Annotated in this window: 28 protein-coding genes; 7 read left to right on the top strand and 21 right to left on the bottom strand. The window is 42.4% G+C overall.

Going from position 1 to position 26,740, the window contains the following annotated elements:
- Positions 1 to 181 precede the first annotated feature (181 nt).
- The 8 genes from AKN87_RS12315 to AKN87_RS07335 form a co-directional block, all read right to left on the bottom strand.
- On the bottom strand, positions 182 to 352 hold the full coding sequence (locus AKN87_RS12315; protein WP_158487779.1) for a hypothetical protein: 171 nt from the start codon (positions 350 to 352) through the stop codon (positions 182 to 184).
- Positions 345 to 569: a hypothetical protein gene (locus AKN87_RS07365; protein WP_053102986.1), complete on the bottom strand. Its 225-nt coding sequence runs from the start codon at positions 567 to 569 to the stop codon at positions 345 to 347. The genes AKN87_RS12315 and AKN87_RS07365 overlap by 8 nt, the downstream gene beginning before the upstream one ends.
- A gap of 113 nt (positions 570 to 682) precedes the next feature.
- Positions 683 to 1,210: a hypothetical protein gene (locus tag AKN87_RS07360; protein ID WP_053102985.1), complete on the bottom strand. Its 528-nt coding sequence runs from the start codon at positions 1,208 to 1,210 to the stop codon at positions 683 to 685.
- Positions 1,211 to 1,290: 80 nt separating this feature from the next.
- A complete protein-coding gene (locus tag AKN87_RS07355) occupies positions 1,291 to 1,851 on the bottom strand; it encodes a hypothetical protein (protein ID WP_053102984.1) in 561 nt (186 codons plus the stop codon).
- 366 nt (positions 1,852 to 2,217) lie between these two features.
- Complete coding sequence (locus AKN87_RS12385; protein ID WP_053102983.1) at positions 2,218 to 3,102, bottom strand: hypothetical protein; 885 nt, start codon at positions 3,100 to 3,102, stop codon at positions 2,218 to 2,220.
- Between the two features lie 189 nt (positions 3,103 to 3,291).
- A complete protein-coding gene (locus tag AKN87_RS07345) occupies positions 3,292 to 4,053 on the bottom strand; it encodes a class I SAM-dependent methyltransferase (RefSeq protein WP_053102982.1) in 762 nt (253 codons plus the stop codon).
- Positions 4,054 to 4,168: 115 nt separating this feature from the next.
- Positions 4,169 to 5,242: a linear amide C-N hydrolase gene (locus tag AKN87_RS07340; protein WP_053102981.1), complete on the bottom strand. Its 1,074-nt coding sequence runs from the start codon at positions 5,240 to 5,242 to the stop codon at positions 4,169 to 4,171.
- Between the two features lie 23 nt (positions 5,243 to 5,265).
- Positions 5,266 to 6,045: a hypothetical protein gene (locus AKN87_RS07335; protein ID WP_053102980.1), complete on the bottom strand. Its 780-nt coding sequence runs from the start codon at positions 6,043 to 6,045 to the stop codon at positions 5,266 to 5,268.
- A 387-nt stretch (positions 6,046 to 6,432) separates the two neighbouring features.
- Here AKN87_RS07335 and AKN87_RS07330 point away from each other — a divergent pair, with 387 nt between their 5' ends.
- Both AKN87_RS07330 and AKN87_RS07325 read left to right on the top strand, forming a co-directional pair.
- Entirely contained in the window at positions 6,433 to 6,870 is a 438-nt protein-coding gene (locus AKN87_RS07330; RefSeq protein WP_053102979.1) for a DUF411 domain-containing protein, read from the top strand.
- Between the two features lie 39 nt (positions 6,871 to 6,909).
- A complete protein-coding gene (locus AKN87_RS07325; RefSeq protein ID WP_053102978.1) occupies positions 6,910 to 7,260 on the top strand; it encodes a DUF4377 domain-containing protein in 351 nt (116 codons plus the stop codon).
- 124 nt (positions 7,261 to 7,384) lie between these two features.
- Here AKN87_RS07325 and AKN87_RS07320 read toward each other — a convergent pair whose 3' ends face one another.
- From AKN87_RS07320 to AKN87_RS07300, 5 genes are all read right to left on the bottom strand, one after another.
- Complete coding sequence (locus tag AKN87_RS07320) at positions 7,385 to 8,956, bottom strand: multicopper oxidase family protein (RefSeq protein ID WP_080995532.1); 1,572 nt, start codon at positions 8,954 to 8,956, stop codon at positions 7,385 to 7,387.
- Positions 8,957 to 9,800: 844 nt separating this feature from the next.
- Entirely contained in the window at positions 9,801 to 10,139 is a 339-nt protein-coding gene (locus tag AKN87_RS07315; protein ID WP_053102977.1) for a tRNA-binding protein, read from the bottom strand.
- A 172-nt stretch (positions 10,140 to 10,311) separates the two neighbouring features.
- Positions 10,312 to 11,043, bottom strand: a complete 732-nt coding sequence (locus tag AKN87_RS07310) for a Fic family protein (RefSeq protein ID WP_053102976.1) — start codon at positions 11,041 to 11,043, stop codon at positions 10,312 to 10,314.
- A gap of 878 nt (positions 11,044 to 11,921) precedes the next feature.
- Positions 11,922 to 12,461 (bottom strand): AAA family ATPase, encoded by a 540-nt coding sequence (locus AKN87_RS07305; protein ID WP_053102975.1) that lies wholly within the window; start codon positions 12,459 to 12,461, stop codon positions 11,922 to 11,924.
- 99 nt (positions 12,462 to 12,560) lie between these two features.
- Complete coding sequence (locus AKN87_RS07300; protein ID WP_053102974.1) at positions 12,561 to 13,709, bottom strand: multidrug effflux MFS transporter; 1,149 nt, start codon at positions 13,707 to 13,709, stop codon at positions 12,561 to 12,563.
- A 98-nt stretch (positions 13,710 to 13,807) separates the two neighbouring features.
- On the opposite strand from AKN87_RS07300, the gene AKN87_RS07295 reads away from it, so the two are divergent.
- A complete protein-coding gene (locus AKN87_RS07295) occupies positions 13,808 to 14,575 on the top strand; it encodes an AraC family transcriptional regulator (RefSeq protein WP_053102973.1) in 768 nt (255 codons plus the stop codon).
- A gap of 304 nt (positions 14,576 to 14,879) precedes the next feature.
- Here AKN87_RS07295 and AKN87_RS12310 read toward each other — a convergent pair whose 3' ends face one another.
- Positions 14,880 to 15,056: a hypothetical protein gene (locus AKN87_RS12310; RefSeq protein WP_158487778.1), complete on the bottom strand. Its 177-nt coding sequence runs from the start codon at positions 15,054 to 15,056 to the stop codon at positions 14,880 to 14,882.
- Between the two features lie 246 nt (positions 15,057 to 15,302).
- Positions 15,303 to 15,749: a hypothetical protein gene (locus AKN87_RS07290; RefSeq protein WP_053102972.1), complete on the bottom strand. Its 447-nt coding sequence runs from the start codon at positions 15,747 to 15,749 to the stop codon at positions 15,303 to 15,305.
- Between the two features lie 390 nt (positions 15,750 to 16,139).
- On the opposite strand from AKN87_RS07290, the gene AKN87_RS07285 reads away from it, so the two are divergent.
- From AKN87_RS07285 to AKN87_RS07275, 3 genes are all read left to right on the top strand, one after another.
- Positions 16,140 to 16,595, top strand: coding sequence for a hypothetical protein (locus tag AKN87_RS07285; protein WP_053102971.1), 456 nt, complete (start codon positions 16,140 to 16,142; stop codon positions 16,593 to 16,595).
- A 98-nt stretch (positions 16,596 to 16,693) separates the two neighbouring features.
- Entirely contained in the window at positions 16,694 to 16,987 is a 294-nt protein-coding gene (locus AKN87_RS07280; protein WP_053102970.1) for a hypothetical protein, read from the top strand.
- 401 nt (positions 16,988 to 17,388) lie between these two features.
- Positions 17,389 to 18,432 (top strand): DNA cytosine methyltransferase, encoded by a 1,044-nt coding sequence (locus tag AKN87_RS07275; protein WP_053102969.1) that lies wholly within the window; start codon positions 17,389 to 17,391, stop codon positions 18,430 to 18,432.
- Here AKN87_RS07275 and AKN87_RS07270 read toward each other — a convergent pair.
- Positions 18,417 to 20,333 carry an ATP-binding protein gene (locus AKN87_RS07270; RefSeq protein ID WP_053102968.1) on the bottom strand — a complete coding sequence of 639 codons (1,917 nt, stop codon included), beginning with the start codon at positions 20,331 to 20,333 and terminating at the stop codon, positions 18,417 to 18,419. The genes AKN87_RS07275 and AKN87_RS07270 overlap by 16 nt on opposite strands.
- A 1,152-nt stretch (positions 20,334 to 21,485) precedes the next feature.
- Between AKN87_RS07270 and AKN87_RS07260 the strand changes: the two genes are divergently transcribed.
- On the top strand, positions 21,486 to 21,863 hold the full coding sequence (locus AKN87_RS07260; RefSeq protein ID WP_053102966.1) for a hypothetical protein: 378 nt from the start codon (positions 21,486 to 21,488) through the stop codon (positions 21,861 to 21,863).
- Positions 21,864 to 21,955: 92 nt separating this feature from the next.
- Here AKN87_RS07260 and AKN87_RS07255 read toward each other — a convergent pair whose 3' ends face one another.
- The 5 genes from AKN87_RS07255 to AKN87_RS07235 are packed head-to-tail and all read right to left on the bottom strand — an operon-like array spanning position 21,956 to position 26,732.
- A complete protein-coding gene (locus tag AKN87_RS07255) occupies positions 21,956 to 23,629 on the bottom strand; it encodes a conjugal transfer protein TraG N-terminal domain-containing protein (protein ID WP_053102965.1) in 1,674 nt (557 codons plus the stop codon).
- A gap of 3 nt (positions 23,630 to 23,632) precedes the next feature.
- On the bottom strand, positions 23,633 to 23,962 hold the full coding sequence (locus tag AKN87_RS07250; RefSeq protein ID WP_053102964.1) for a hypothetical protein: 330 nt from the start codon (positions 23,960 to 23,962) through the stop codon (positions 23,633 to 23,635).
- Positions 23,959 to 25,356, bottom strand: coding sequence for an integrating conjugative element protein (locus tag AKN87_RS07245; RefSeq protein ID WP_053102963.1), 1,398 nt, complete (start codon positions 25,354 to 25,356; stop codon positions 23,959 to 23,961). The genes AKN87_RS07250 and AKN87_RS07245 overlap by 4 nt, the downstream gene beginning before the upstream one ends.
- Positions 25,357 to 25,368: 12 nt before the next feature.
- On the bottom strand, positions 25,369 to 26,265 hold the full coding sequence (locus tag AKN87_RS07240; RefSeq protein ID WP_331454220.1) for a TIGR03756 family integrating conjugative element protein: 897 nt from the start codon (positions 26,263 to 26,265) through the stop codon (positions 25,369 to 25,371).
- A 41-nt stretch (positions 26,266 to 26,306) separates the two neighbouring features.
- On the bottom strand, positions 26,307 to 26,732 hold the full coding sequence (locus AKN87_RS07235; protein WP_053102961.1) for a DUF1525 domain-containing protein: 426 nt from the start codon (positions 26,730 to 26,732) through the stop codon (positions 26,307 to 26,309).
- Between the last annotated feature and the right edge of the window lie 8 nt (positions 26,733 to 26,740).

The raw sequence follows: 26,740 nt of genomic DNA, 5'->3' as shown, positions 1-26,740 counted from the left end.
ACCTCATGTTTCATGGTGTACAGAGGCTTTGGGCGTGTGCCAGTCAACGACTAGCGATACACCAGGGCATTATAGCAAAGAGAGAGAGGCTCATTCTTTGAGCACAAAAAAGCCCGCAGCAGCGGGCTCTGATATGGTTTAACTGAACACGGTCAGCTTGCGGACAGTCACCTGTATAGAGCTAGGTGGCTGATTTGTTTGCAGTAGGGTTAAGCTGTTTTTCGTCAGGTTTTTTGTCTTCAGAATCATCATCCGACAGGGTGCTTGCATACCACCATGTGATGGCTACGAGGAGCAATGCGGTTCCGACAAACACTCCGATCCCGATCAGAGTCAGGCTGACTTCACTCATCTTTTGCCTCCGGTTTGATAAGGATAGACACAATTCGTGAAATGTACGATATGGCGAGTCCGATCGTAGCACAGACAAGTAAGGTTACGAATCGTGCGATGTTTTCGCTTTGACCAATTAAAGTCAGTGCAGCGAGCAGAAGCTCTATAGAAATTTGCTGTAGAACTTGATCTAGCCATATTTTTGAGCTTTGTTGAAGCTCTTGTTTTTTATTCATACGTTCTCCAAAAAAGCTCGGAGAAACGCATACCCTTTGCGGAGAGTGATTTCTCCGCAAAGAATGGGTAAATGTGATTATCAGTTCAAATGTTAAAAGCTTGATTAGGAGTATTAACCGTTTTCACGTGCTTTATGGATGTGTTTAATAACGTGCCAGCTACTTGGAACTTTTAGTCTTTTACTTCGAAAAACCCTGCCATTGGATAACACAACTTCAATTTGGAGCATAGGGTTTGTAAATGCTAGGAAAGGTAGCTCACATGAAAGTTTATACGATAAATTTACGGATTGTTTCGGAGCTAGACAAACAGGTTCGGGGCCGATCATTTCATAAATTGGTGCACCGAATCGTACGTTACCGTAGAGCTTTGGTTTAATAAAAGGATGACGAATATGAGTCTTAATAATGTGGCTAATGGAGTTTGCACTGCGTCCGCGGCACTTGGCTATATAGATGGTTTCGGAACATATATTTGTAACTGTTGCCAGAATTTCATCCTTTTCTAACTTATCGAAGTGCATATGAACTCCCGGCAGTATGTTTATTGGGAATAATAGTCTCCATCCTTTTCGGATAATAAAAATGCTACCGATGACTCCCCCCAAGCTCATTAAAACTTCTTTAATTGCTTCCAGCATGTTGATAGGTTCCTAATGTTTGCTTAAAACAACAGTTTCTAGCCCTCTCTGGTGAGCTAAGCAGGTGGTTTTAATCAGATTTAGATTTTTTTATTTAATATTTTTTGACCAATACTTATGGCAGAAGTCATAACTGTCACAAGCTCCTCAAATGTCTCTATATCTCCACCTTTTTTTTGTGTGGGGCTTTCGGGCATTATATCTTGTACAACTGCATCGATTAACTGGTGAAATTCAATGATGTTTGCTGCTAAAGCTGGCTCTATAAGCCCGATGCGATCAACATGTGATTGGTAAACTCTTGAGTAATGCTCAGGGACTTGGACTGTTAAGGTATATTTAATATTTGGATCTTCTTTTAGGTGTTTAACTGCTTCTATAAGGCCATCTAGATACTTTCTGTGTTCAATTATCTTTAAGAGAGCAGATATTTCCGACGTTAAGGCTGTAGCTATAGCTTTCTGCTCTCGTTGATATTTCTGTCTACTGAGAAAATATGATGGAAAAAAAGTAGCTATACTTCCGGTGAATGCACCGCCAATGGCCGCGAGCACAGGTAGCCATTCATTTGGCTTACTATCAAATAGCGACTGAATTATTGCGACTATTTTTGCTGCTTCTAGTAATTGTAGAGTATCCATGTAATGCTTAATTTTTATGTGTATAACAGGGTTGTATGGTATAAAGCGCTATGAAAAGTAGCATTTTATGAATCAAAAAAACATGTGATAAAGCCAAGTCTTATCATATAGACCTTTTTGTAGTCGAGCAGAGGAATCTCCAAGTCATGCCTTCGAACTTTCCAGAAACTTGTCCGGTTTTAGTATAAAAGCACCTTTTATTACATAGTTTATCGAGAACTTCGTCAAATAGCTGCCAAATATCTTTAAGTACTAACTCATTTAGATTGAACCTTGTATCTGTTCGTAGTGAAAAATACTTGGGTATCACAATGACCTCTAAGTGATTTAACGTTGCATTAAACGGCTCGTCTACTGTGTGCGTTGTTAACCAATTTCATGCTCTGCTCGAATTATACACTTACGGTCAGTATTGCTAAATTCTAGCCCAATTAAGTTTTCTATTTCTGTACGAACTAAATCAGCAGAATAGTTTGGCTTTACATCAGCGGTGAGGTGTAAGTGATCAGTTTCTAACTCTGTTACGCCAATGTTCTTCAGTGCTGAATGGGACATTATAAAACTTAACTTCTTATCTATATGTTCTATCTTATCGTGATTTAAACAGATATTAATATCATGGTCAGAGTACTCCTTAAACTTAATATTGGAATTGTTTCTAGCTCCCCATCCTCTATCCATTTTTTGTACAAACCGACGCAGACTCTTTAGTTCCTCTAAAATATACTCTTGACCAGAAACCTCTGTTTGATCGATTTTAGCAACTTTAAACTCACCAAAATGCTTGAGAAAGGTTGTATAGTTTTCGTCTTCGGTTGACCTTTTAAAGGTTGCTTGAATTTTTGCAGAAAGATGTTTCTTGAATTCAACAATTCGGTTAAATCTTAGATCTCGTGGATACTCTAAATGCTCTATTGCCGAGGTGTCAAAAGAATAAGATGTTTTGTCATCTTTAATAATGATAGTAGGCTTATCAAATGCAAGTCGTAAGCCTAGTTCAAACATTACATTAGGGTTCTTACAGCTCACATCACAGACAACTATTGGATTATCATAAAGATTTTGTATTATTCTTTTATGAATTATTCCTACTTCATCAGAATTGCTTACCAGGTTTCCTTCGAAACCAGCGTCATTAACTGCCTCGTTAATAATCCCAAGTACTTCAGACCAATGGTTTTCAGCACATCCGTCGATACTTGAGATAGGCATTACAATTCCACAAATTTTTGTTTTATTACTCTCAGTCATGAGACCTCCTGGAGGCTTATTGTTAGGAAAACTCATTTTGTCACCAGTAACTGCTTATCATTACTTGGTATAGTTTGTATTTTACGGTTTTATAAACACCAGCTAGAATAGACTGTACAGCCAGATATCTGCAAGATATGGGGTACTTGACGCGTTAGCATAGGAACTTTTAAGCCCCATACATCTTTTTTAATTAATCGTCTTGGTAGCCTCAATACTAATTAGCTGGTCGCTGTTTTCTGGCTCTTTTTGGTATTGATAGTTGCCAGAGATAGTTACATTCGTAAAGCCAATGGCTTGAAGTAGTAACTTGATTTCACTAATGCTCCACCAGCGAAGCACAAACTCTTCAAGCTCAGTTTTTATGAGTTGGCCACTCTGCCACAACTCGTATCGATGCAATTCTTTGGTTGTTTGTGCAACATAATCGATTTCGACAGGGGTGCTGCTTAAAGTGATGACTTCTTCGGCAGTGATTGGCCACTGTCTTACACTGGGTTTTACATTGAAAATCAGCTGGGATGAATCCAGGTCGAACATCAGTCGACCGTTATGCTGGAGTTGATGATAAAACTTGCTCAGCACGGTGTGAGCCGCATCAAAAGAACTGATTAGCTGGAAAGTACCAGCAGGGATAACAATGGCTTCAAATTTTTCCTGAGTTTCATATCCTTCAAAGCTGCTACAAATTAAAGAAGCAGTTAAGCCATTTTTACGTAAGGCCGCCTCTGCAAGGTTTAGCATTTCTTTAGAGCTATCACAGCCAGTAACTAGTTTTCCTGCCTTCAGCAACGGTATTAAAAAGCGCCCATTACCAACTCCAGGTTCAAAAATAAGGCCTTCAACATCTTTTAAGCGCTCCAAGTAATATTCAACATCACCAAATGAAACACCATAAGGCTTGTCAGCCTCATAGACTTGCGATGCTAAATTACCGTATTTGTTTTGCATGAAAGAGACCTTAAGAGTTATTACGCCTGGGTTTGATTCTACTGGTGACTGCTTGAAACGGCGGCTTAATAACTATGCGCTTATTAAGCCGCCGCTGATTTTAGGAGGATTTACTTCACAATCCTATAAATTTAAAAGGTTTAGTTACTTCGAATTGGTTAGAAACCTCGCCACCGAGTACTCGTGCTTGATTAGCTTCTAACTTTAGCTGCTTGGTTTTGCCTGTTTCTGATGAGAAATCAACTTTTTTCAAGTCCACCCAAAAGATACTCGGACTCAGTGCTGACTCAAAGAAATACAGCTGGTTTTTATGATCAGCAAGCGTTCTCCAGCGCGTAGAAGAAATGTTAGGTTGATCTGGGGTGCTTATGCCGTAGGGTACAGAAGCGTTTCTGATCACCCCGAACATACTGGCTATGGACTCTTCAGGGGATGCCGCTTGGGGGATACGATTCACATAATAAGAAGCACGTACGAAACGATCAGCAGCACGGTTGGTGCCAGGTAGCATGGTTTCCCCACCTATTTGTTGCCAGTATTCGTTGAGTGCAAGTTGATGCTCGAATGTCGGGGAGTTAGTCATTACTTGGTAGGTGCGGTTATGGTGAATGACTTGTTTACCATCAATGTATTCAATGATCGCGCTATCACCCGAAGCGTCAGAGAGTGATAGGTGTAAAGTGGCTAAACGTGTCTCCCCTGGTACCTCGGCAGTAACGATAGTGTAGGGTTCTTGTTTTAATGCAGTCACCGCTTCTTCTACAGTGGCAAAGTTATCGAGTACATATTGCGCCCACGCAGCTAATGTGAGTCCAGGCTTACTTTTTTCAGTAAAAGTTGGGTATTTTGATTCAACCAGCCATAACACATTGGCCATTAGCCCTTTTTCATTCAATCCATCGGTGGTCGCAATATCATAGCCTGAAGAAATGACGCTACCATATTTTGAGGTCCATTTGATGGAATTGGGCCCAACCTCTCCATTACGCTCTATACCACGTGGAAATATCCATAAATTAGTTTCTATATCTTTTTTCCAGTCCATTGAGCGGGCTGTAATAATGCGATCACCTTCACCTAGGTAAACCACACGCGTACAGGCATCGGCAATAGCTGAAAAAGCTAAAGTGCCTATTAATGCCGGCACCATAACGGCTTTTTTGAGTTTTCTATTAAGCAAACTACGCATAGTTTATTTTCCTTATCTATAGATTAGAAGCGCATTGTCATTCCAACTACTGGGCCAGATTGGCGTATGTCGTATTTGAAACGATGTCCTGTAAAGTCGGTGGAGGTATAGCGTTGGCTTAGTGAGCGATAGCCCACTCGAATAATGGTTGGATGATCGAGTAGGTAGACCCGATAACCCAAATAAGCTTCATGGTTATGCGTTTTTTTGTTGTCAGTATCGAGGCCGCCGACTTGGCTAAGTAACGAAAGATTCCATTTGTTAGTAAGGTCAGCAGTGAGTCGCAGTCCCACAAATGGATCAGTCCATTCTGCTTTTTTAGATAGTTTTAGGCCAAACGGTTTGGATTGGACTTCAGCTGTTAACTTTGTCCAGCGAGCACCAATTGTTGGATCGATAGAAATACGTCTTGGCTCATCAAATAAATGGTTTCCGCCCAATTCGTAATTAAATGCTCGATAAAAAGCACCCAATGCCACTGTGGTTTGATCAATTTTATAGCTGATTTTCTGCCCCATGACACGGTCATTGCTATCGGTGTCAACGTTAATGGCGTCTATATAAAAGCCGTAATGAGAGTTAGTGAGTTCAAGGTTGCCCATGAAAATAGAGTCGACATCATTGACTAGCTCTGAGAAAGGGATGTCAACAGAAGGTTTTTTGCCTGCTAAGGCGAGATCGCCTTTTAGTGAAGCTCCCCAAATAAAAGGACTCACCAGCACTTTCCAGTTACCTGGAGTTTCAGCAGCTGAAAAGGCAGAGAAGCTCAATAGGCTGCAGAGAATCATGAGGCGTTTGAACATGGCGCTTTCCTTAACAATTCATGACTTTAACTATAGGTTAAAGCTTTAACAGTTTCACTGGCTCATTGTAGTGTTGTATTACTTATCAAGCGATAAAATTTGCTACGTTTACTTGAAAAATGGTAGAGGCCCGCCTCATAAATATCACCCTTAGGTGCATCAGTCAGAGTGTGGGGTTTGTCCTTCAGCATCGCTATTTACTTTGAAATTCTTAGAGGAAAATAATTCCATAAAATTACAAGGCGTTCACTTACTAAAGCAGGCTCTGTAAGCACGACTCTTAATGACCTGATTAATTTTTGTTTCTGAAGTTATCAGGTGTTCAATAGCTGGAATAGCTGTGTTTAACTGCATCCAGTTTATGGGCATTCTATTTAAGGTGTGTTTATGTCAAAAGTTGTGAGTATGGTCGCTGGTTTTGGAGCCTTGTTTAGCGTTGTAGCGCAAGCTAATCAGCCTGTCGAAGTGACAATGCATAAAGATCCATTTTGTGGGTGTTGCACTGAGTACGCACATTACTTGGAAGAAAATGGCTATAAAGTCACCTTAATTGATCATTCTAATATGTTACCGGTTAAGCAAAAGTTAGGAACTCATAAGGCAGCAAGCTGCCATACGTTAGAGATCGAAAACTATGTAGTGGAAGGTCATGTTCCGGTAGCAGCTATTGAGCGTATGCTCAAAGAGCAGCCAGACATTAAAGGTATCGCTTTGCCGGGCATGCCAATAAATTCTCCGGGTATGGGGCCAGAAAAGAAGGGGAGTTTACGTGTACTCGAACTAGATCATTCGAGTAATCCATCTGGTTTGTACATGCATCTGTAAAGCCTGTAGTGAGTGGGATTTAACACCAGGAGATGAACTATGAAACGAGCCTTATTTTTAGGAATAGCTCTATTAGGAGGATTGACGGCTTGCGAGACGGGTAACAAGAGCCAGAAACCTGACCAAGAAATATTTTACATAAAAGAGAATTTGGCTGACTGTACCGGTGTAGCGCCAATGAAGTGCATGCAGATTAAGCGTGAGATGACAGAGGAGTGGAGCTATTTTTACAGTCAAATAGCAGGTTTTCAGTACGAACCAGGCTATCGATATAAACTGAAAGTCCAAGTAGAAGATGTGGAAAACCCACCTGCTGACGCTTCTTCTAAGCGTTATACGTTGATTTCAATTGTTGAAAAAGTAAAGCAGCCTTCCGCCACTAAAGAGTAGCTACTCAAATGAGGCAAGGGAGCAAGTACAGGGAAGTACAAATCAATTTTTCTAGATGAAACTTTCTATAGGGTCATCTAAAACTACGCCCCGTGAGTACAGGACGTAGTTTTTAAAGGTTGCTTTAGACTACATTGAGGTTAGCCATCATGCCTAGAGTTTCATGCTCTAAAATATGACAGTGGAACAGTCGTAATCCTTTATCGTTTTGTTTAACTTTAAAGGTCACACGTTCGTAAGGCTTTAGGTTAAAGGTATCCCGTAAGGCCTTGAAGGTTTCTGGGATTTCTTGACCATTTAATACGCGCTTAGTGATCACGAACTGTGTTCCATGCAAATGGAATGGATGGTCCATATGGGAGTTATTAAACACTTCCCACTCTTCTACTTCACCTTGTTTGCTGGTGAGATCCATGCGCTGCATATCGTAAGTTTTTCCATTAACCATGAACATGCTCTGGAGCATGTGCATTGACATGTCATGGCCGCTATCCATGCTGCCGTGCATAGACATAGTGTCATGGTCCATAGCAGCTTCAGAAAACTCGACTTTTTTAGTTGCAGTGGCTGTACCAAGGTCAGCAATAGAGCGTAACTGGTCTGGTAGTTTATAGTTCGTCGCCTTTACGTTGATGGAGGCTAGCTCTAAATCAATTGCGGACTCTTTTACCATCATCTTTTGGCGATCGTAGTACCGATTCATTAACTGTGACGATTGATCAGTATCGGTATGTACGATCACTTCAACTCGTTCAGCCGGTGCAATAAATAAGGTTTTTGCTGCAGGACGTGGTTGTTCTAAAAGGCCGCCATCAGTCCCTACTAAAATCCAGCTGCAGTTAGAGATTTCAAGCTTTAGATACCGCGCTGAACAAGCATTCCAAATGCGAATACGTTCTCCCGATTTAATCGAAATTTTCGGATTAAGCTGTCCATTAATGAGCACGAATTGTCCTTCACGGCCATTCATCCAGTCCATCATAGTATTTTGTGGAATGCTCGCTTGGGCGTCTAAACGAAGGTCCGAAATTAACCAATGTTGTTCAGTAAGGTGGGCTAAAGGATCATCTTTAGCTTTAACAATAAAGCTGCCAGCTAACCCTCTGAACACTTGCTCTGATACATAGCCGTGGGGGTGAGGGTGATACCAATAAGTACCTGCAGATCCTTTGGGTAAGGTAAAGCGATAGAGGCGACTTTCACCAGGCGCAACTGCGTCATGTGGATTACCATCTTGATCAGGCGGTACAGGTAGGCCATGCCAGTGAATAGTGCTGGGTTGGGACAAGGAGTTAATAAAATTAATTTCTACGGTGTCGCCTTCAAAAGCGACAATTTGAGGGCCTGGGATTTGTCCATTGTATGCCCATACTTCAGTTTGCTTACGGTCAGCAAGGGTGAGCTTGACAGGCTTAGCCTCAAGAGTTGCTTTAAATAAGCGTGGTTGATTGCTTTGGTTTTTTAGCAGCGGCAAGCGCTGTAGCTTTTGCTGACTGGGCATTTTATTCAACGGCATTAAGTTTGCCGTACCGTGCATCATGCCCTGCATATCGCCCATATGATGCATGCCTTGCATATCGTGCATCATTTCTGCGTGATGACCTGAGCCCATCATGCCACGAGCTACAGCTTGTCCAACACCAGTCGCTAATAGCGAGGCACCACCCAGCATTTGTACTAGAGTTCTACGTTTCATAGTATTTCCTAATTTGGTTAAAGCTATTGATGTGATTGCTCAAAAAATCGAGCGGGTAATTAGCTGTAATCCTGTTTAGGAGGGGGAAGTAGGGGGACTAGATAGTTTTGAGGAGAGAGTAAATTACTGCCTCGTATTAACAAGCTATGCGGCTGAAAATAATTAGGTGGCTCATTAGTTTTAATTACTGCAAAGCAGCTGATACAACTGCTGGTAGCCAGACAGCAAATCTCAGTATCTGTTGAGTTTGAATGGTGTAGGCAGTGCGCACAATGCACATCAGGTTGAGCAGTAGAGATGTGTGGTTGCGTTTGTTGGTTAGGTAGGTTGAGGAACAATGCGAGTACGAATAACAGCCCCCAAACGACCGTGTTTAAGCGTCGTTTTTTTCTAGAGCTTGAGATATTCGTTGGAAGCATAAAGTGTATTTTTCACCAAATAATGCTAGCTGGATTAGTCCTAGTGGTTGCTGAGTTAATCCAAGGGTCGAGTTAATATAGCTTTAACACCTATGATTAACAAAATATTAAGTCAGCAATAAAAACTTTAGGTGCCTGCAAAATGCTGTGTATAGCCGTCTTAGCCGATTAACAATAAGTGATCATCTGGATGAGCGCTTATGTGGTCGGCGTTTCAGAAGAGTCTGCATCTACATATCTGGTATGGTCTTAATTTTGCCAAGCTGTAGTGGTTCTACTGTGCCAAAACACTTCCATTTACCCCAGCGCACTTCGTGCCGCTGATTTAAATGAAGTGCGATTTCCAGTAGTGGGCCATGGTTACAGCTGTCGGCTCTATTAGTGCAGATAGTTCCTAAGTAGGAAGGTAAGCCTATGCCTGAGTATTACGCTAGTCGAGATCCATTCGGCAATGCCATATCAACGGTTGAAAGCACGACAGAGCCATCTGGCCGGTGTAACCCAGTTACTAGACACTCGGACATAATAGGGCCGATTTGCTTGGGAGGAAAGTTAACAACTGCCAACACTTGCTTGCCTAACAGATCTTCTTTGGAGTACAAGTCAGTAATCTGAGCACTGGATTTTTTAATGCCAAGTTCGTCTCCAAAATCCACTTGTAGCTTGTAAGCAGGCCTGCGAGCTTCGGGGAAATCTTCTACGCTAATAATTGTTCCAACGCGAATATCAACTTTTTGAAAGTCATCCCAATTAATAGATTCCATGATCTTCTCCTAATCAGCTCTCTGTATATTAATGTGACTATGATTTTTAATCATATACCACTTTACTGGACTGCCTGCACCGTCGTGGTGTTTTTTACGCGTGTTAACCAAGCATCATGAGCTTGTCCATGGCCATGCAACATGACTTTTTCATCATGTTGAAAATGACACGCTAAAGTTTTAATACGCGCTTATAAGAATCGAAGGCTGCCAGTACTGAGCGCTCAATTAACTCTATGAAGGGTCGCTCATTATTCTTTGTCATCCATTGATCGAGTGCATCATAGTAAGTCAGTCGATCTTCTACTGTGATCACACACGGTGGATAGCCTGCCTTCATCAACTCTAAATTCATTAACAGGCGTGAAGTTCGTCCGTTTCCATCAATAAATGGGTGAATGCCTACAAAATCAGCGTGTACCTTAGCTGCACGCTCAATAGGGTGCAGCTTGTGCGCATCTCGTTGATACCATGCTATAAACTGTTGCATTTTGTCCGCAACTAATGCGCAGTCTGGTGGCGTATGCGTTGCCCCTGAAATAAGCACGTTAACCTGTCGATAGCGGCCGGCATTTTCATCATCAATATTCTTTAGAATTAGTTGATGGATATTGCGTATTTGCCACTCAGAGAAAGACTCTTGTTGATTGATGATGTCCTCAACGTAGTAAATAGCATTACGGTGATTGATTGCTTCAAAGTGCTCTCTAAGCGCTTTTCCCCCTACAGTAATACCCTCAAGCACCACTTTTGTCTCAAGTAAGGAAAGTGTGTTGCCCTCAATCGCATTAGAGTGATAAGTCCAACGTAAAACTAAATCCTCTTGCAGGCTTTTTACGGTTTCGGCAGGTAATGGACGCAGCTTATCTAAAGCATGCTTTAACGCATCTACTTGTTGATACATCTTTTCACCATTTCCTCTTCTTTTAAGTGCGAGTCTACTTTTTAATCATACTGCCACTCATAGCGTGAGTGCTATCTACAAAATTATTGCCTCACGATACTGATGATTACTACGCAGTGCTGGAAAGCGAGAGCATGCGTAAATGCACTTGGGGAAGAAGGGTTTAGCCGTCTGCCCCTCTCAATACCTAAAACACGAGTTAATAAACTTGGGGTGGTATTTACAAATGTGTTCTTTCATTCAGGTTTGAGGGATGCATCAGTTCAGTAATGGTTTAGTAGTTGTTCTAATGTTGTTCCCCGCAACTGCTTACCTAAAATTGCTTGCTTTATGTCAGGGTAGTGAAAAGTGTGCTTCAAATTTGATGCAGGACAAATCAGAGTACGGAGCTAGGTGAGCGTAGCTTAGGGGTAAGCAGGATATTCGGGTAGAAACAACAAGCCCACCGTGAGGTGGGCTTGTTGTAGAGTTAGACGGCTCTGCTAAGAGAGCCGAAACGTACCTAGTGTCTATCACCAGTATGGGGGTTAGGAGAGGACGTTCTAGGGCAGCATAGCGAGCGTAACAGCATTTTTAGTATAAGAACAAGAGACCGCCAAAAAGTGTCTGATAAAGTCAGGCCCTATCAATTAATGCAGGTCTGGCACGGACTACCTTTTGGCCTTTTGCTTTTCCCTGCAAACAAGCCCTTTCAGGGTAGCCCCTTTGCCCTTAATCCCCCTTCCATTAATCCCTTCAAGCCATTTACCCTTTACCCCTTTAACGCTGCTAGGGGGAAGGGTAGCTGAGCATCAGCTTAGTAAATTTTTAGCAAGCTAATAAATTATCGCCGGTATGATTTTGCTTCGGGCGCATAAAAAGAGATGGGAAGTGTAGAGCTACAAATAGGATAAAATAAATTCTGCTCGCTCTTCTGGTTGGCTAAGCGGTAATTTAATGAGGTTATATCCATATCTGGTATAAGACTCAGTCATTGTATGAAATGTTTGAACTGCTTCTTGGAATGACTGTTTGCGCTCTGTATCTTGCACGTATATTTTTTTCCATGGGGGTGCGATGAACACGGTTTTCGAGTAACGAAACAACGCGATCGCTCGTTCCAAATGTGGCGGTAAAGGCAATTTACAGAGCATCAGATACCCAGCAATATCCGGCAGCCCTCTATCAAAGAAAAACGGCATTTTACTCTCCGATGCTGCATGCCAGGAACGTAATTCCCAGTTCAGCATAAGCTCGGCAAAATGTTCTCTATTTTTCCAGGGAAGTGCATTTCCGCCGATGGCCACCTGATCCCTTATTATTGCGCGTCCAGCTTCAGTTGCGGTAGGAAAGTTTTTTGTGCGAAGACACGCCAGTAGCGTACTTTTCCCGGAGCCAGGTCCACCGGTAATAATGATTCTTTTATTTTCATAACACATAGTAGTGATTCTTATTTGGCATGATACTTATCCGCTCCTTGTAGAGAGAACCTATTATTAGGTCTGATGGGGCCTCGGTAATGCCAAAGTCGTGGATTATCAATAGTACGACCTATCAAATATTCTGCGCGATATGCTGCATAGTAGAGCTATGGCTGCGCACACTGTTAGCACTAGTCCTAGTTGCTGCACCATACCTGCTATCCCTAACATCATGCCCAGCAGTAGATAGTAGCTTAACCCGAACAATGCTCCAGCGGCTCCGGTCTGTTCGCGATAATTTTTTAAAGCTTGGCTCAACACGTTGGGTATCGCTATGCCATAGGCAATAACAACCCCTGCTATCGGTACAAGTATCCAAACAGAGTGCTGCAGCTTCCAAGCGACCATACCTGAAAGGAGTGCCAGAGCACATGCGTAATGGACCAGTTGTTCCGGTGTTATGTTGGTCGTTAGTAACTTGCGATTAAGGAGACTACCAGAGAGGGAGGCGAGGGCTAGTAAAGCGCCTGTCCAGCCAAATTCCGTGGAGTCCCAGCCTAAACGCTTGAAAAGAAACGGAGCCAGACTGTAATAACTGAATAGCATTGTGTTTAGCAGTGCGATAAGTAGCGCACTTTTCCACAGCGCCCTGTCCCGAGCCATGCGATAGGCTAAATTACTCCTTCGAATAGTTAGCGTATTCTTTGGTCGTGTTTCCGGAAGGGAAATAGCCGTCAGTATTAGCAAAACTATCGCCAAGGATACTAATGCGATAAATACTCCAGTATGGCCATACAAACTCACCAACCAGCTTCCAGTGATCAAGCCGAAAACAGGGCTTACTGCAAGTAAAGCACCCATAACAGAAAAGACGCGTGCTAGGGTGGTTGATTGATAACTATCCCTTAGCATCGTTTGTACTACAACAGAACCAGCAGCGGCACCTAAGGCAGCCACCATGCGGGCCAGCAGTAATATATTGAAATCAGTGGCTACAATTGCCATGGCCGCTCCCACTCCGTAACAACCGAGTCCGGCCATCATTGCTGGACGCCGTCCAATCCAATCACTAAGCCAACCCCACAGTGCCACTCCGGCAGCGAAGGCGAAAAAATAAACTGAAAGCGTTTGAGCTGCGTGCTCATTGCTGACTTGAAAAGATCTGGCAATGTTTGGCAGTGCAGGGCTATATATCGTTTCAACTAGTTGTGGAAACATAATGAGCAGTGCCAGCAGCCACAGTGGCGGTTTAATAATAGGATTCATGACAACATTCAATAGAAAAAACAGAAAGCTATAATTGCTGAGAAAATATTGTCTTATTACAATAATAAAGACTTTATATATAAAATATCGGACAAGTTATGAAAATCAGTCCTAGTGATGTTTTTGATCCAGATAGCTTTAACGAACCGGTAATAGGCATTGCGTCTGATATGGGCGTACATGACTCAGGTAGGCACAGCCATCTTCGACATCAGTTGCTATTTTCAGCTTCAGGGAGCATTACGATTGAGCTGGAAGAAACGCTGTGCCAACTTCCACCAGGACGGGCAGCTTGGATTCCAGCAGGAACAATTCATCGTGCCATTATGCGTGGAGAATTAGCCTATCGTTCTTTGTATTTTTCAACTGCGTTGCCTTTATCTGATTTAGCACTGCAGGTAGTAGAGGTTAATCCTCTATTTTTCCAAGTGATAGAGCGTATGGCATTCTGGCCATGGGATATGCCGGCAGATCAGCAGGTCAGTCTTATTACCGTTTTTTGTGAGGAGTTAAAAGCTGCACGTGTAGAGAACTGGACATTGCGGCTTCCTTCAGATACGCGTTTGAAGGTATGGCTAGACAAAATACGTGGAGGTGAGATGCCATCGCGTCTTGGTCATTTAGCGCATCAGGTCGGCGCATCTGAGCGCACGATAAGCCGGATATTTATTAGAGATACTGGAATGAGTTATCAGGCATGGCGGCAACAGTGGAGATTGCTGAGAGCAATGGAAATGCTATCTGATGGAGCGAGGATAACTTATGTTGCACAACAATTAGAGTTTGTAAGCGACAGTGCTTTCATTACATTTTTTCGACAGCATACAGGTACAACACCTGCACGCTATCAATTAAAAAATGCTTAGTTCAAGTAGCTCCCGAGAGTGAATAAATACTCTGCGACATCACGTTATTGAGCTATGGTCTATAGAAGTTAGGATACTCATACTCTAGGTATTAAAATATCATCTAAAATAAACCGTTCTCACTAAAATGGTTTCATGACTTGAGAGGCTGGGTCAATCTTAAATATGACGGTAGCTGGATAGGGCGTTAACCCGATTTCCGAATAGACGGGTTTTGGGGCAGGCTATAAAAGCGCTTGGATAATGATAATTTGCTATTGTGCGCAGACATGAAAAAAACCGCCGAAGCGGTTTTTTGGGGAGGTTATTTGTCTTCTTGTGACTGACGTGCAGCTAGGTCTTTAAGAAATTGATCTTTCAGGCCGACGTAAGCAACAAAAGAAATGACTGTAATAAAAACAACAACAGTTGCTCCAAAAATCATTTGAGTTACTCCTGTATGTTTTGTTTGGGTGCCGATAAAACTAAGCCAATGAGCCAAGTTAGCAACCCTAATAAGACCAATGTAACTGATTTAGACTGTGATGGTTCTAAAAAAGCCAAAAAATCCTGCAGCTATCATTCCTAGTCCAAGCTTGCGCAGATCTTCGCCGGCCCCAGTAGCGTTTCTAACGAGACGTACCTTTATTTGAGACAAAATCCTAATTTTTTTCATATATTTCTCCATAAAAGGCGGAGAAACACTGATCCTGGCGGAAAAGAGCTTTCCGCCAGGTTAAAAGGTGTTTTAGTACAGACTCATGTTGAATGCATGACGATGAATATTCGTGTCCGGTGTTTCAACAACGCCACGAAGATGCTGCCACGCCTCAAATTCTGCTCTACCAAGCTTACGCAAAATGGTTGGTACATCGTAATCGACAGCTACTGTTGGTTCAGTAGGCTTTAGATTAATTGAGTGATTCATTGTGGTTTTAGCGGAAGCCAATAACTTTTTACAGTGAATTATTCCAGAGGTTAGATTGTTGGCAGTGCGAGCATGCAGTTTAGCGCTGAATGCTTTGCTTTGAGCCACTCCAGAGGTCAGGTAAATAGCAGTACGAGCACGTAATGCTCTGCTTTGACTTTTGCACACAATGGCCACATCCCTAACTAGCTGAATCATTTCAGGACTTGTTAAGAAATCGGTCAAAGTGCTCGGTGTCGCCTGAGTGTTGGTTTTTTTCTGAGACATGGTGTTTCTCCAAATAAAAAAGCGGAGAAACACAGCCCCTAACGGAGAGTGATCTCTCCGCTTAGGATAGTGAGTCAACAGCAATTCATTCTACACAGAACGAACGCCCATATTCTTGCTGTACAGGGCTTTGGGCATGTTGTCAGTCAACGACCAACGAAACATAGCCAGATCATAAAACAGGCCAGTCGCTGTGTCCAATTTAATAGGTAGCGTTGGTTTTCGGGTTTCAGACACATGCACCACTGCACGGTTGCTAGAGTAATAGTTAGGTGCAGATGAGTAAGAAGCTCTATTGATGCACCCAATATGACACCAGTCAGCGCTAGAGCACGATTAGTCCGAAGGTTAAATACCAAGTGGATTATTGGATATCAAGGAACTTAACAAGTGAAGACAACTTACTTAACAGCTGTTTGCTCCCTTGCATTGTTATCAGGCTGTGCAACAGAAGACTTTGCAGCATTGAACCAGAAGATCAGTGACGTCGCCTATGATGTAAATCGGGTTGTTTACGGTGGGCGAGTAACACCTAACAGCGCATCCAAAACGTTTTTTGTAGACGTTGACGTAGATACTGTCGCAGCACGAATGAAGTCCTATTACGGGTTTCCTAATGCGCGTATTCAAGCGACTCCCGGCGCTTTTTACCGGATGGTAGGAGATATTGGGAAGAACACGCCACGTGATGTGTTATGGATCAGTCTGAATAAAGAAGGGGAAAATCGAACGTCAATCAAGATGGCGCATGAGTCGGCATTCGAGCGAACGCAAGCCGCGAGTTGGCGTGATGATCTGTTTACGGGAGCAAAAGACGTTGCTACTGGGAAGCTTAGGGCTCAGTGAGGCGATCACAGAGTCCTAAAAAACGGAATCAGAGGTCAGCATCTATTGTTGTTGGCGTTGAGGGTTAAGCACATATCTTTAAAGATGAGGGAAATTGCATGGGCATCAAGAGTTTCATCAAGCTGGATGGGAAAACACCAACCAAATTAATAGGCGCTGCATTTTGGTTGATGCTGGGTATTCTTGCCCTATATTTTATTAATAGACCTTTCTATTTAGAGGGTTTGATTCGTTGGGGTTGGATAGCTTTGGGCGTGATTGGTGCTCGGATAGTTTGCGAACTAGTACTGGCTGCTTTTAAAGCTGCTGAAGCAGTTCAGGAAATTCGTCAAAGCTGTATCAGATCTGAAAGCTCAGCTTCGGTTGAGTTTGACGGTACTGACTCAGATTAATAATAGTTATGAGCATAAAAAGCCTGCGAGTTGTGCAGGCTTTTTTCACTATAATGCTTACAGTGCTGATCATTATTTGAACACTTCAGATTTTGCTTTGAACAATCTGTGGAACAGATGCTTTTCCATAGAGTTATGCACAGTTTTCGTGAATAAAAGAACACCTTGATTTTTACCATAAAAAAGTGTCGGGGTTAGTCAGGCCTTATCAAACCGCATTGCGGCAACGTGAGAGATCTACTTTTTAACACTGTTCCTTTTCTGTGGAATCACCGAGCATTTTGAAAATTTTGTGTGGAGTTCTAGCACAGTGACAGAGCGCATTTGTGTTGATTTTTTGCTCGATAAAAACACGCACAACGCTTATACTACACTCCTAATATAATTATAGAAAAAATGCTATGGTTCAAAAAATCTCTGCTATTGATCTGTTCTGTGGGGTTGGTGGGTTAACACACGGACTAATCAAGGCAAAAATTAATGTTGTTGCCGGCTTCGATATAGAAGAAGCATGTAAATATCCGTATGAGGAAAACAATAAAGGGGCCAAGTTTTTTGTCCAAGATATTGCTACTCTAAGCTCGGAAACGCTTTCTGCATTATTTCCTAAAGGGGACCTCAAGCTGTTAGCAGGGTGCGCTCCTTGCCAGCCATTCTCTACTTACTCCCAAGGCAGAAACGTTAGTGACGATAAAAGATGGCCTCTTCTATACTCGTTTTCTCGTTTAATTAGAGGAGTTAAGCCTGAGCTTGTTACTATGGAGAATGTGCCTGATGTGACAAAGCATAAGGTATATAATGATTTTGTTAAAGAATTAAAATCACTTGGGTATTTAGTGTGGGCAGATGAAGTGTTTTGCCCTGATTACGGGTTACCACAAGCCCGAAAAAGACATGTTTTATTAGCATCGCTTATAGGTGAAGTTAAGTTAATAAAGCCAACCCATACCCGTGATAATTACAAGACTGTTCAGGAAGCTATCGGTTTTCTTCCACCTATTAAGGCTGGAGAAACAGATCGCTTAGATCCTCTGCACAGAGCAGCTGGGTTATCTGCACTTAATCTTGAGCGTATTCGCCACTCTAGGCCTGGAGGTACTTGGAATGATTGGCCAAAACACTTAATTGCGAAATGCCATCAAAAAGAAAGCGGTAAAACATATAGCGGTGTTTATGCTCGCATGCGAGGATGTCAACCATCGCCCACCATGACAACGCAATGTTATGGCTTTGGTAACGGGCGTTTTGGTCATTACGATATGCAACAGAATCGCGCCATTTCTTTACGAGAAGCAGCTATTCTTCAAACTTTCCCTGCAGATTACAAATTCTTCCCTACAGGAAAAAGAGTTAATATTTCTCAAGTAGGGAAAATGATCGGTAATGCAGTCCCTGTAGACTTAGGAGAGATTATTGGAAAAAGTTTTATTCAGTCATCTGTATAATTAACCTTTTTAGATATTTCTGATAAGATTTCAGATTTATTTTTGGGAGAGTATCCTAAAAAGTTACATATATGGATTATTTTATCAGCAAGAACGTCAGCTGTACGGCGAGTTATTTCTATTGACCCATTTTCATCATCATATTCTATATTTGCCCATTCTCTAGATGTATTTAGAGGTTCTCGTGGAGTATGAGAATTTAAGTTAAATAGATTATGCTCACTTTTTAAAACCCAGCCTGCACCAACTTCAGAAACACAGGCCCAACTAGATGCCATTTCATCACTAGTAATGTAAAGAACATATATTTTTTCTGTTGAGTAGCTGTTAACAAAAAAATTCTTTAAGTAATCAAAAACCCCTTCCGACTCTGGTACTCTGCTAATAGCATCATCATTAGATGTATAAATGATATCATTACCTGGAATTCCAGCAAAAGTTAGTAAGTTATAAGAGAAGTCTCCAATAGCTTTATTTCGACTTGAGTGACTAATTAAAAGTCTTTTTTTATTACCATCTACTTTAGATTTTATTCCCATGTCTGGAAGTGATGTATTAATTGATTTTTCAATCGCAGTGGCAATATCTTGAGATGTCGCATTACCGTCTAGCCTGGAAATTTCATCGACACTTTTCCTAACTGCATTTTGTTTGAAGTCATCTATACCTTTTCTTAAGCTCTCCTCGAGAACAAGTTTTTTTTCATTTTTAATGGATTCATCTGTAGCTTTCTTATACGAGGTGTATTTTGATCTCATGGAAATTATTTCAGGCAATAGTTCATTGCGAATATATTTCGTGACTGCTTCATATCTTTTATCATCAGACTTATATCCCTGGCGGTTACTTAGTGCCATATCAGGAAGATCTGAGTGTTCAAATAAGTCTATATGTAGTTGGCCCACAACATATACTTCATTCAATGCGTTTTTTCCTACCACCGGAAGAATATTGAATTCACCAACTTTTTTATTTGAAACGAGTGAGATAAAGTTATCAGGAAAATCCACTTGGTTTTTCTTACGTCCTTTTGTACTTCGATAAGCTCCAATCCAACCCGATATTTCTAAAGTATAATCGCTTACGGTGCCATCTTTTTTCTTTAAACTATTGAGCCTACATATATATGATTTAGATCGTTTAGATAAATTTTCTTTTTGAGCATTAGATAGGTTCTTAAGATCAAACTTAAAGTTGTCATGCAAAGAGTGAAAATCATCGCCTAAAGTAATCATACAGGCTAGCCCTGAAATGATGTCTTTTTCAAAACTATCGATAGTAACTATAGGTTTATTTTTCATTTTAAGATGAATTCTGAAGTTTTTATCAACTAAAGGAAAAATTCTTAGAATGTTGTTCTTGGCTGATTTCAATGTTTTATTGAGATCGTATTGTGGCTCCGTCATTACTATAGCTGTACCGTTGTCCGAAATGTGCGAAAAGGTGATATCTGAATCATCTATAGGATCAAGAGTTTTATCGTCTCTCACTTTTCTAGAAAGTATAAATCCTGACTTTTCTCCATTTTTTACCGTCTTAACTATTACATTTTCTGATACAGAAAGAGCTGCTAATTTACCGACTCCTTTTCTGCCCATTTTCACTCTTTTTCTGTTACTTCCCGGAACAAACGAGTTATCAATACTAGTTCGTGTTTCTTTTGCTACATCTAAAAACCTATCAACGTCACCTGAAGAGTATGACATTCCGACTCCATCGTCTTCCACAGTTATAGAATTGTTGTCGGTAATAATGTATACGTTACTTGCATTAGCATCGTATGCATTGGCAATAAGTTCAGCCAGTACATAATATATATTTGTATATAGATTTGGCCCCAGTAGTTCAAGTATTCTTGGGTCTATATTAAGCTTATATTCTTTTTCTGTGCTTTTAGTCATTGTAAGTCACCAAACTTATTTTCTATGTTGATTTATTTAAAGTGTCAGCTTGTCTGTTTTTAATAAATTTATAATATCTATAATTTAACCGGTAAGTAATATATAAAAATATCCGCTATAAAGATATTATGATAAAGCTTCGCAGTATATCCTAATAAATTTTTCGTTTTAATTCACCTGTATGCTCATTTCACCAAGAGCATTGTTGAGTGCTGCCCAGCATGGTACTTCATCGTTAGATGAGGGCACGTGTTTAAATGAATCTGCTTTACCTGGGCAGTATTTGGTCTGTGTGTGCACTACACCTTTCATGTGTCTAACCTGTGATAATAAGGTTTTTAGCCAGTTATAAAAATCACCTGGATGATTTAGAGTGAAAACAAGTCCTTTGAAAGGCTCTTCCGTCTTTACCGTTCCATAGGTAAGTCATAAGAATGCGACGTAGCTCTGCCGACTGCCCGTAGCAACGATTAGAGTACTCAAGGCATTGCACTACCAGATTGTTGTCAGATTGGAGTTTAAATTCAACTAGCCAGTTTTTATCGCGTTTGTGTATAAGAGGATAAATACTTAACGGGAATGGAGGTTGACGATTTAGCTCTGTGGTTTTGTCAAAAGAAGTGAACCACCAGTTTCCTTTCTCATATATCAAGTCAAACTCTCGTGTTTCATACGTTGCATGAGCAACCATTCTGTTATCCCTGCAAAGACTGCCTATTCGTATCTGGCTGAGTAGGGCTATGGAAATGTAGCGGTATACAATTTCATCTGAAAAAGTCTTGTCATTGATTTGTATTCGGAAGGCCACAAGAACGAGAGGTTGAGACTGATCCCTTGCGTTTTTATAGATGCTGCAATACCACCACGCTAAAAGAGTGTTACCTCTACAGTTGAGTTGGATTATTTCAGCTTTTGTGTTGATTTCATGGAAAGGGTAGTCAAAATTTATCGGCATCCAAAATCCCTCTTGGTTTTTCTAAAGTAAAGTGTTTTTCATTAGAAATAACTTTTGAGGTGCAACTATATCGCAACTAACTCTTTAAAGTTGCATCAATTTGTTTATATGACAGGTTGACCCTGACAAGGGTGTATATTAAGTTTGTGGCATATTAAGTTTTTTTCTGCATATGTTTGACGGTTGGAGACACTACAATGGAACGTATATTTGGAACTCAAAACGCGGGATATGGGCAAATAGCGCTGGGTGTCGCTCGATCCGTCAAAACTAAGGTGAGCAGCTTGTTCACTGCATTGAAACTGCCTAAACCTTTGGTCAATGTGTTGACTTGGGGAGTATTGATTGGACTTGGATTAATGCTGGCCGGGTTAATAGCTTTTGTCACATTTGTGTATTTCATGCTTACGAACTCAAACCAGAAAAGCAAAGCTGAGCAGCTGGCGGATGAGTTGCGAGAGGAGGGGCGAGCGCAGGGACGACAAGAGGCATATGATGAAGCAGCCTTAATGGCTCAGCAGATTGAGTCCGAACAAAGCCTGCGTGAATATGCTGAAAGTCTGCATAAGTGGTAATAAAAAATATTCGTGTGCGCAGCTACTTGAAACGCATCTTATAAAAAACAGGTGACTGGTCTAATACAGCCACCTGTTTACGACTAAATAGTTTAGCGGAGATTGCGTACCGTATTAGCTGCCGCTTTAGCTGCTTTCACTTGCGGATGCTTGCTAGCGACACGAGCACCGGCCCTTATTGCAGCCCCCCCAGCCTTATTTGCAGTACTACTCATTTTGCTGCTTAAACCAATACCAGATTGTGCTCCGATATTTCCTAATGATCCTCCAGCACTTTCCCCTCCAAGAGCTGCTGCAGCTAAGAATGATGTGGTAGCTACCATTCCAGCCCAGCCCATAAATATCAAGAACAATGCAGGCATTACGACTAGGGATCCCCAAAGTACAAAGTCTGACATCCAGTAGGCTGCCCCATGGTCTGTCCAAGGCATCATACGAGTAGCTACAGCCCCTACGCCTTGATTCATATACAGCCCAGCTAGCATTTTAGAGTCCAACCAGCGTGACAGCTCCCAGAAAAATGTCAGAAAATGAATGGTAAACATCCCGAGAGATAATTGAAACAAAGCTTTAAATGAGTAACCACTAAGCACGAGGACAATAGGTATACAAATCACAAGCACCATATAAGCGATAGCCTGAAACATTGGCAATGCTGCACGCATAGCTTGCACTTTTGATTCAGCCTTATCTCGTTCACTCCCGAGTGGGCCAGTTTTTTTAGTTGTTTGGAAGTTATTAACCAGTTCACGCCCCCAATCTAGAGCGCCGGCTACGCCTGTAGCAGTACTGGGGCCCATATTATAAAAAGGTGATCCCATTTCTTTTGAGCGCTCCATGGAGCTAGGGCTTACTAGGTTGCGAATCATACTATCGGTACTACTTTCTCCCCAACGAAATGTACTCGATACTCTCTCCAATAAGCCTGGCTTGATTTGTTCGGCTAGACGCTTGCGTAGTCCTTTATCTTTGTTGAGCCACCAGTCTTTACAGATAGGGTACCCACCTCCATCTCGCCCGGGAGCGAGTCCTTCATCGCGACTCTCCTTCCAAGGAAAAAGGTATTGTGGACTCAGTGCACGCATGCTGTCGTAGTAACCACCGGTTTCCAGGAATATTTTAGAACCGATCCATCCAGCTTCCCATTTTGTGGCGAGTCCACTAACGTCAGTCCAACTTTCAGTCACATGTTTATCACGAAAGAGTTTGACCCGAGCTTCAGCGTAGCACTCGTTGGTAAACTGGGCGACTTCTTCGATTAGGTTAGGATCTGCAATGCGTTGGTTATCAATTTCAAACATAGTTGAGCGGATATCACCATCGCAAGGAATAGATGCAATAGCGGCACCGGTAATTGACTTTGAAAGGAGATGTATCAGATTAAACCAAACAGGCACATGAGGTTTTACGTTACCAATGGTTGAAAACTCACCTCCCCACTGTGTTTTATTGTGCTCGATCTGCGTGACACCGCAGGAAGCAGTTGTATCTACCTTAATTTCCCCTAAATTCACAACAGGCCATGGAATACAGGCAAATAAGATAACCACGTAAGCTTGCCATACTCTGCTTTCAACACTTTTTGTGACGGCTTCAACATTTATTTCACCTTTCTGCCGAGCATCCAGCATTGATTGTGCAAAAAGAATAATGATAGGAATAAGCGCAACACCACTGGCAGTCAATGCTGACCAGAGGCTGTTACTGATGGCCCAGCCCAACATGGTTAGGTAATACTCAAAATAGCTAAATGTTGTCATTCCCATGACTTATCCCTCGAAGTAACGAATATAGTTTGAGATTTCGTTGGCGAGCATAATTAAGAGGCCGTAGTTACGAATTCTGCCTAGATAGGCAACGTGCTTAAAATTCTCTTGGGCTGTGTGCTTGCGAACAAGGTAGAGGTAGAGAGCGGTGACGCCTAAATACAAAGCTATTCGCCAAGCCAACCAATAATTGGCCAGTTCAGCGTTTTGTTGAAGCACAGCAATGGGATCGCCACCGTTAAGCAACAGTTGGATGGTGTACAGCAGAGCTGCAACAATAAATGTTAGAAAGATCGAGAGAACTAATACGTTTCTTTTAATGAACTGAATCATGGCGTGGCTTCCTGTCCTTTTTCTGATTGCTGTAAACGATCAGGTGCAGCATCCGCTTCAACGACTGAGCCCGTTTGAGCTCGCGCTACAGCCGCTCGATTTAGTACAGCTGTGGCCGTGTTATTGGCGAGCTCACGACGCATCTCCATTTCCATTTTCATGGAGTCAATTTCGGCCTGCAGGTTGGCAACCTTATCCGAGACGTGTTGCTTCGCTTCAGCCACTTTCTGAACATCAGGGTTTTGGGCACCTGTCATCAGAAGTCGCATGAGCTGCATGCCTTTCCAAATGATGTCAGCCAGAGCAATCTCAGATAGCAGTCGTTCTGAGAGCACTTGGCCATCAGGATCATTACGGAGTGCTTCGACCACACTGCGTGACACAGGCAACATAGGTGTCGATAGCTTGTGTAGATCTTCATCCTTCATAGTTTGAGTTTTATCCAGCAGCTTGATCATTAGCTCGGCTTTTTCTTCGTAAACCTCGTCAGCTAGATGGAGAAGGCCAGTTCCTGGTTTGATCACTGCTGGATCACAACCATCCTGACAGGTGGTGAGTTCGGTTTCTCCTACTACTTTCTTTGCAAATTCTGCTGCTTTTTGTGGTGTATCCCATAGCGAACAAATCGCTGCTCCATTGCATTGAGCAGCGGTTACTAATGCATTGGTATTCGTTATGCGTCCGACACTTGTGTTGTAAGCACGGCGTACAATGTCTTCTGTTAGTGCTAACGGTTTTTGACCTAAGCCACCACGTCTTTCGCCCATCCATACAACACCATTTTCGGTTCCTTCAGACTCAGCTTTTTGTTCGGCGGCCACACTGTCGCCGCCTGTTGCTTGGACGGCTAATTTCATGGTTTCTGCTTTTGCCAGAGAAGTAAGGCTTGGACCACCATCAAGGTAGGCACTGGCTTGGTCTAAGATTCCTTGACAAGAAATCTTCGAGCGATCGAAGTCGACTCTGGCCTGTAAAACACCGTTACTCAGCATTTCATAGAGACCAGGATTTGAGCGCTGAATCATCATAGCTGGCAGGCTCATAACAGCACCTGTAGCTGATTCAACAATACCGCCCATAATGCTTTTGAAGCCGTCAGTTGAACCATTGAGCTGGTTTTTAATTGTGGTCTGCAAGTCCATGCTGCCGCACATCATGTCAGCGTCCCATTTAATGCCGAATCCGATGCTTGGTGGAACTATACGTGTGCTTGCAGCCCCGTAAGCGGCACCTCCTCCCAGCTCATAACTCAATTTGTCATTGACTGCTGTCCCAGTCACTTTTTCATAAGGTCGCTCACTGATATCAAAAGCCTGTATTGCTGCACTTAGGGAGCTGGTTGCTAGAAATACGGTGGCTGTTAGCAACTTTAGGGGTGTGTTTAATTTATCCATCTGATGGTGTCCTTACTGGCCAATTGAATATAAAAAAGTCCCTTTAGGCTCACAGCAGCGGTAAGGCCGCCAAAGCGCATAGGCATAGCCCCCTTGGGCATCTTGTTCTACCTGATCACTGGTAGGCCATACTTCGCAGCTACTGGAAACAGAAGGGTGTAATTGCTGCCACTTATGAGTTTTTTTATTACCTTCGATAAGAGGATCCTCATAAGCTCCAGGTGGCCACCAACCTCGGCTTTCTTGTTTACGGGCAAAAATACTTTTATAAACATGGGGCTGACCCGTACGAACCACGAAGTCAGCTGCGCGCTGAGCGAGGACGGCACCGGCTTTTCCATCATCTCCTTGAACCAAAAAACCTTGTCGTGGGTACACTGACCCCCAGCCATTCATGCCTTTCTGAATTTCACGCTGTCCTGGAATGATCGATTGTGGATAGAGCATCTCCGTTACTCCCCACCGCCAACTAGGCACATCTAAAGTTGATAGGTAGTACGGCATGAAACCAGTGGTTGCACTGCTGCAGGTGTAACTGCTGAGTTGATTCAGAACGTAGCTTGCGGGATGGCCAATAACATCTGTATTTTTAAAACGTGGCAGGTTGCCCCGTTTTTGATTGGGCGTAATTAGGTTTCCTCCGTCTTCAGCGCCTGGTTTTGACGAGCCCAACAGGGCCATTTCAGTCCACGGATTAGCGCCGGTATTGGTATAGCTTGAAACTACGACCTCAGGAATATAGTGCTTCACTTTCACACTGGTGCGCACTTTGCATTTAGGGCTGCACTTGAGCCAAAAGCATGTGCCTACTACGCTCCACTCCATGCATTGGGCATTCGCTGTATTAGCGACAATTTGAGCTGTATTGACTGCATAGGCAGGCCCTGTGGTCAGGGCGGTCAGTGTGATGCTTGAAAATAAGAGTGTGTATAGACTGTTCTTGAAAGTGATCAATTTCTGACTCTCCCAAGCGATTCTGGAACAGAATATTCACCGTAGCTCACAAGCGGTCGTTCGCCTGGAAATCGCGTCACAATGGCGGGAACATGGGTAATGTTGAGGCTCCAAGCGAGTGATAAGCCTGCATAAGCATCCATGAGTGCTTGTTTATCCATCACTTGGCTGAGCTGGTTTCGAACAGCGTCGACTGTTGCGGCGTCCATGTGTTCTGATAGATCGAAGTGACTGATTGCTTGTGTCAGTTGTTCTTCAAGATGAAGTACTTCATCCAGATAAATAACTGGATAGCCACCATTGTCTATAAATTCATTAGCCCTATCGGTAAACAGCAGCACTTCGGGTTCATTGGTGGCGTGCGCTGTATTGACTCCAATAAGCAGGGCCATGCACAGGTTGCGTATTAAATTCATATTCATAACAAGCC

Source organism: Thiopseudomonas alkaliphila (assembly GCF_001267175.1).
Taxonomy (GTDB): Bacteria; Pseudomonadota; Gammaproteobacteria; order Pseudomonadales; family Pseudomonadaceae; genus Oblitimonas; species Oblitimonas alkaliphila.
Note: the sequence above shows the minus strand (reverse complement) of the source record. Positions and strands in the feature narration are given on the sequence as shown.

What these genes read in the sequence shown, in the direction of transcription:
- AKN87_RS12315 (WP_158487779.1), bottom strand. Translation starts at nt 352, where the DNA reads ATGAGTGAAGTCAGCCTGACTCTGATCGGGATCGGAGTGTTTGTCGGA.
- AKN87_RS07365 (WP_053102986.1), bottom strand. Translation starts at nt 569, where the DNA reads ATGAATAAAAAACAAGAGCTTCAACAAAGCTCAAAAATATGGCTAGAT.
- AKN87_RS07360 (WP_053102985.1), bottom strand. Translation starts at nt 1,210, where the DNA reads ATGCTGGAAGCAATTAAAGAAGTTTTAATGAGCTTGGGGGGAGTCATC.
- AKN87_RS07355 (WP_053102984.1), bottom strand. Translation starts at nt 1,851, where the DNA reads ATGGATACTCTACAATTACTAGAAGCAGCAAAAATAGTCGCAATAATT.
- AKN87_RS12385 (WP_053102983.1), bottom strand. Translation starts at nt 3,102, where the DNA reads ATGACTGAGAGTAATAAAACAAAAATTTGTGGAATTGTAATGCCTATC.
- AKN87_RS07345 (WP_053102982.1), bottom strand. Translation starts at nt 4,053, where the DNA reads ATGCAAAACAAATACGGTAATTTAGCATCGCAAGTCTATGAGGCTGAC.
- AKN87_RS07340 (WP_053102981.1), bottom strand. Translation starts at nt 5,242, where the DNA reads ATGCGTAGTTTGCTTAATAGAAAACTCAAAAAAGCCGTTATGGTGCCG.
- AKN87_RS07335 (WP_053102980.1), bottom strand. Translation starts at nt 6,045, where the DNA reads ATGTTCAAACGCCTCATGATTCTCTGCAGCCTATTGAGCTTCTCTGCC.
- AKN87_RS07330 (WP_053102979.1), top strand. Translation starts at nt 6,433, where the DNA reads ATGTCAAAAGTTGTGAGTATGGTCGCTGGTTTTGGAGCCTTGTTTAGC.
- AKN87_RS07325 (WP_053102978.1), top strand. Translation starts at nt 6,910, where the DNA reads ATGAAACGAGCCTTATTTTTAGGAATAGCTCTATTAGGAGGATTGACG.
- AKN87_RS07320 (WP_080995532.1), bottom strand. Translation starts at nt 8,956, where the DNA reads ATGAAACGTAGAACTCTAGTACAAATGCTGGGTGGTGCCTCGCTATTA.
- AKN87_RS07315 (WP_053102977.1), bottom strand. Translation starts at nt 10,139, where the DNA reads ATGGAATCTATTAATTGGGATGACTTTCAAAAAGTTGATATTCGCGTT.
- AKN87_RS07310 (WP_053102976.1), bottom strand. Translation starts at nt 11,043, where the DNA reads ATGTATCAACAAGTAGATGCGTTAAAGCATGCTTTAGATAAGCTGCGT.
- AKN87_RS07305 (WP_053102975.1), bottom strand. Translation starts at nt 12,461, where the DNA reads ATGTGTTATGAAAATAAAAGAATCATTATTACCGGTGGACCTGGCTCC.
- AKN87_RS07300 (WP_053102974.1), bottom strand. Translation starts at nt 13,709, where the DNA reads ATGAATCCTATTATTAAACCGCCACTGTGGCTGCTGGCACTGCTCATT.
- AKN87_RS07295 (WP_053102973.1), top strand. Translation starts at nt 13,808, where the DNA reads ATGAAAATCAGTCCTAGTGATGTTTTTGATCCAGATAGCTTTAACGAA.
- AKN87_RS07290 (WP_053102972.1), bottom strand. Translation starts at nt 15,749, where the DNA reads ATGTCTCAGAAAAAAACCAACACTCAGGCGACACCGAGCACTTTGACC.
- AKN87_RS07280 (WP_053102970.1), top strand. Translation starts at nt 16,694, where the DNA reads ATGGGCATCAAGAGTTTCATCAAGCTGGATGGGAAAACACCAACCAAA.
- AKN87_RS07275 (WP_053102969.1), top strand. Translation starts at nt 17,389, where the DNA reads ATGGTTCAAAAAATCTCTGCTATTGATCTGTTCTGTGGGGTTGGTGGG.
- AKN87_RS07270 (WP_053102968.1), bottom strand. Translation starts at nt 20,333, where the DNA reads ATGACTAAAAGCACAGAAAAAGAATATAAGCTTAATATAGACCCAAGA.
- AKN87_RS07260 (WP_053102966.1), top strand. Translation starts at nt 21,486, where the DNA reads ATGGAACGTATATTTGGAACTCAAAACGCGGGATATGGGCAAATAGCG.
- AKN87_RS07255 (WP_053102965.1), bottom strand. Translation starts at nt 23,629, where the DNA reads ATGGGAATGACAACATTTAGCTATTTTGAGTATTACCTAACCATGTTG.
- AKN87_RS07250 (WP_053102964.1), bottom strand. Translation starts at nt 23,962, where the DNA reads ATGATTCAGTTCATTAAAAGAAACGTATTAGTTCTCTCGATCTTTCTA.
- AKN87_RS07245 (WP_053102963.1), bottom strand. Translation starts at nt 25,356, where the DNA reads ATGGATAAATTAAACACACCCCTAAAGTTGCTAACAGCCACCGTATTT.
- AKN87_RS07235 (WP_053102961.1), bottom strand. Translation starts at nt 26,732, where the DNA reads ATGAATATGAATTTAATACGCAACCTGTGCATGGCCCTGCTTATTGGA.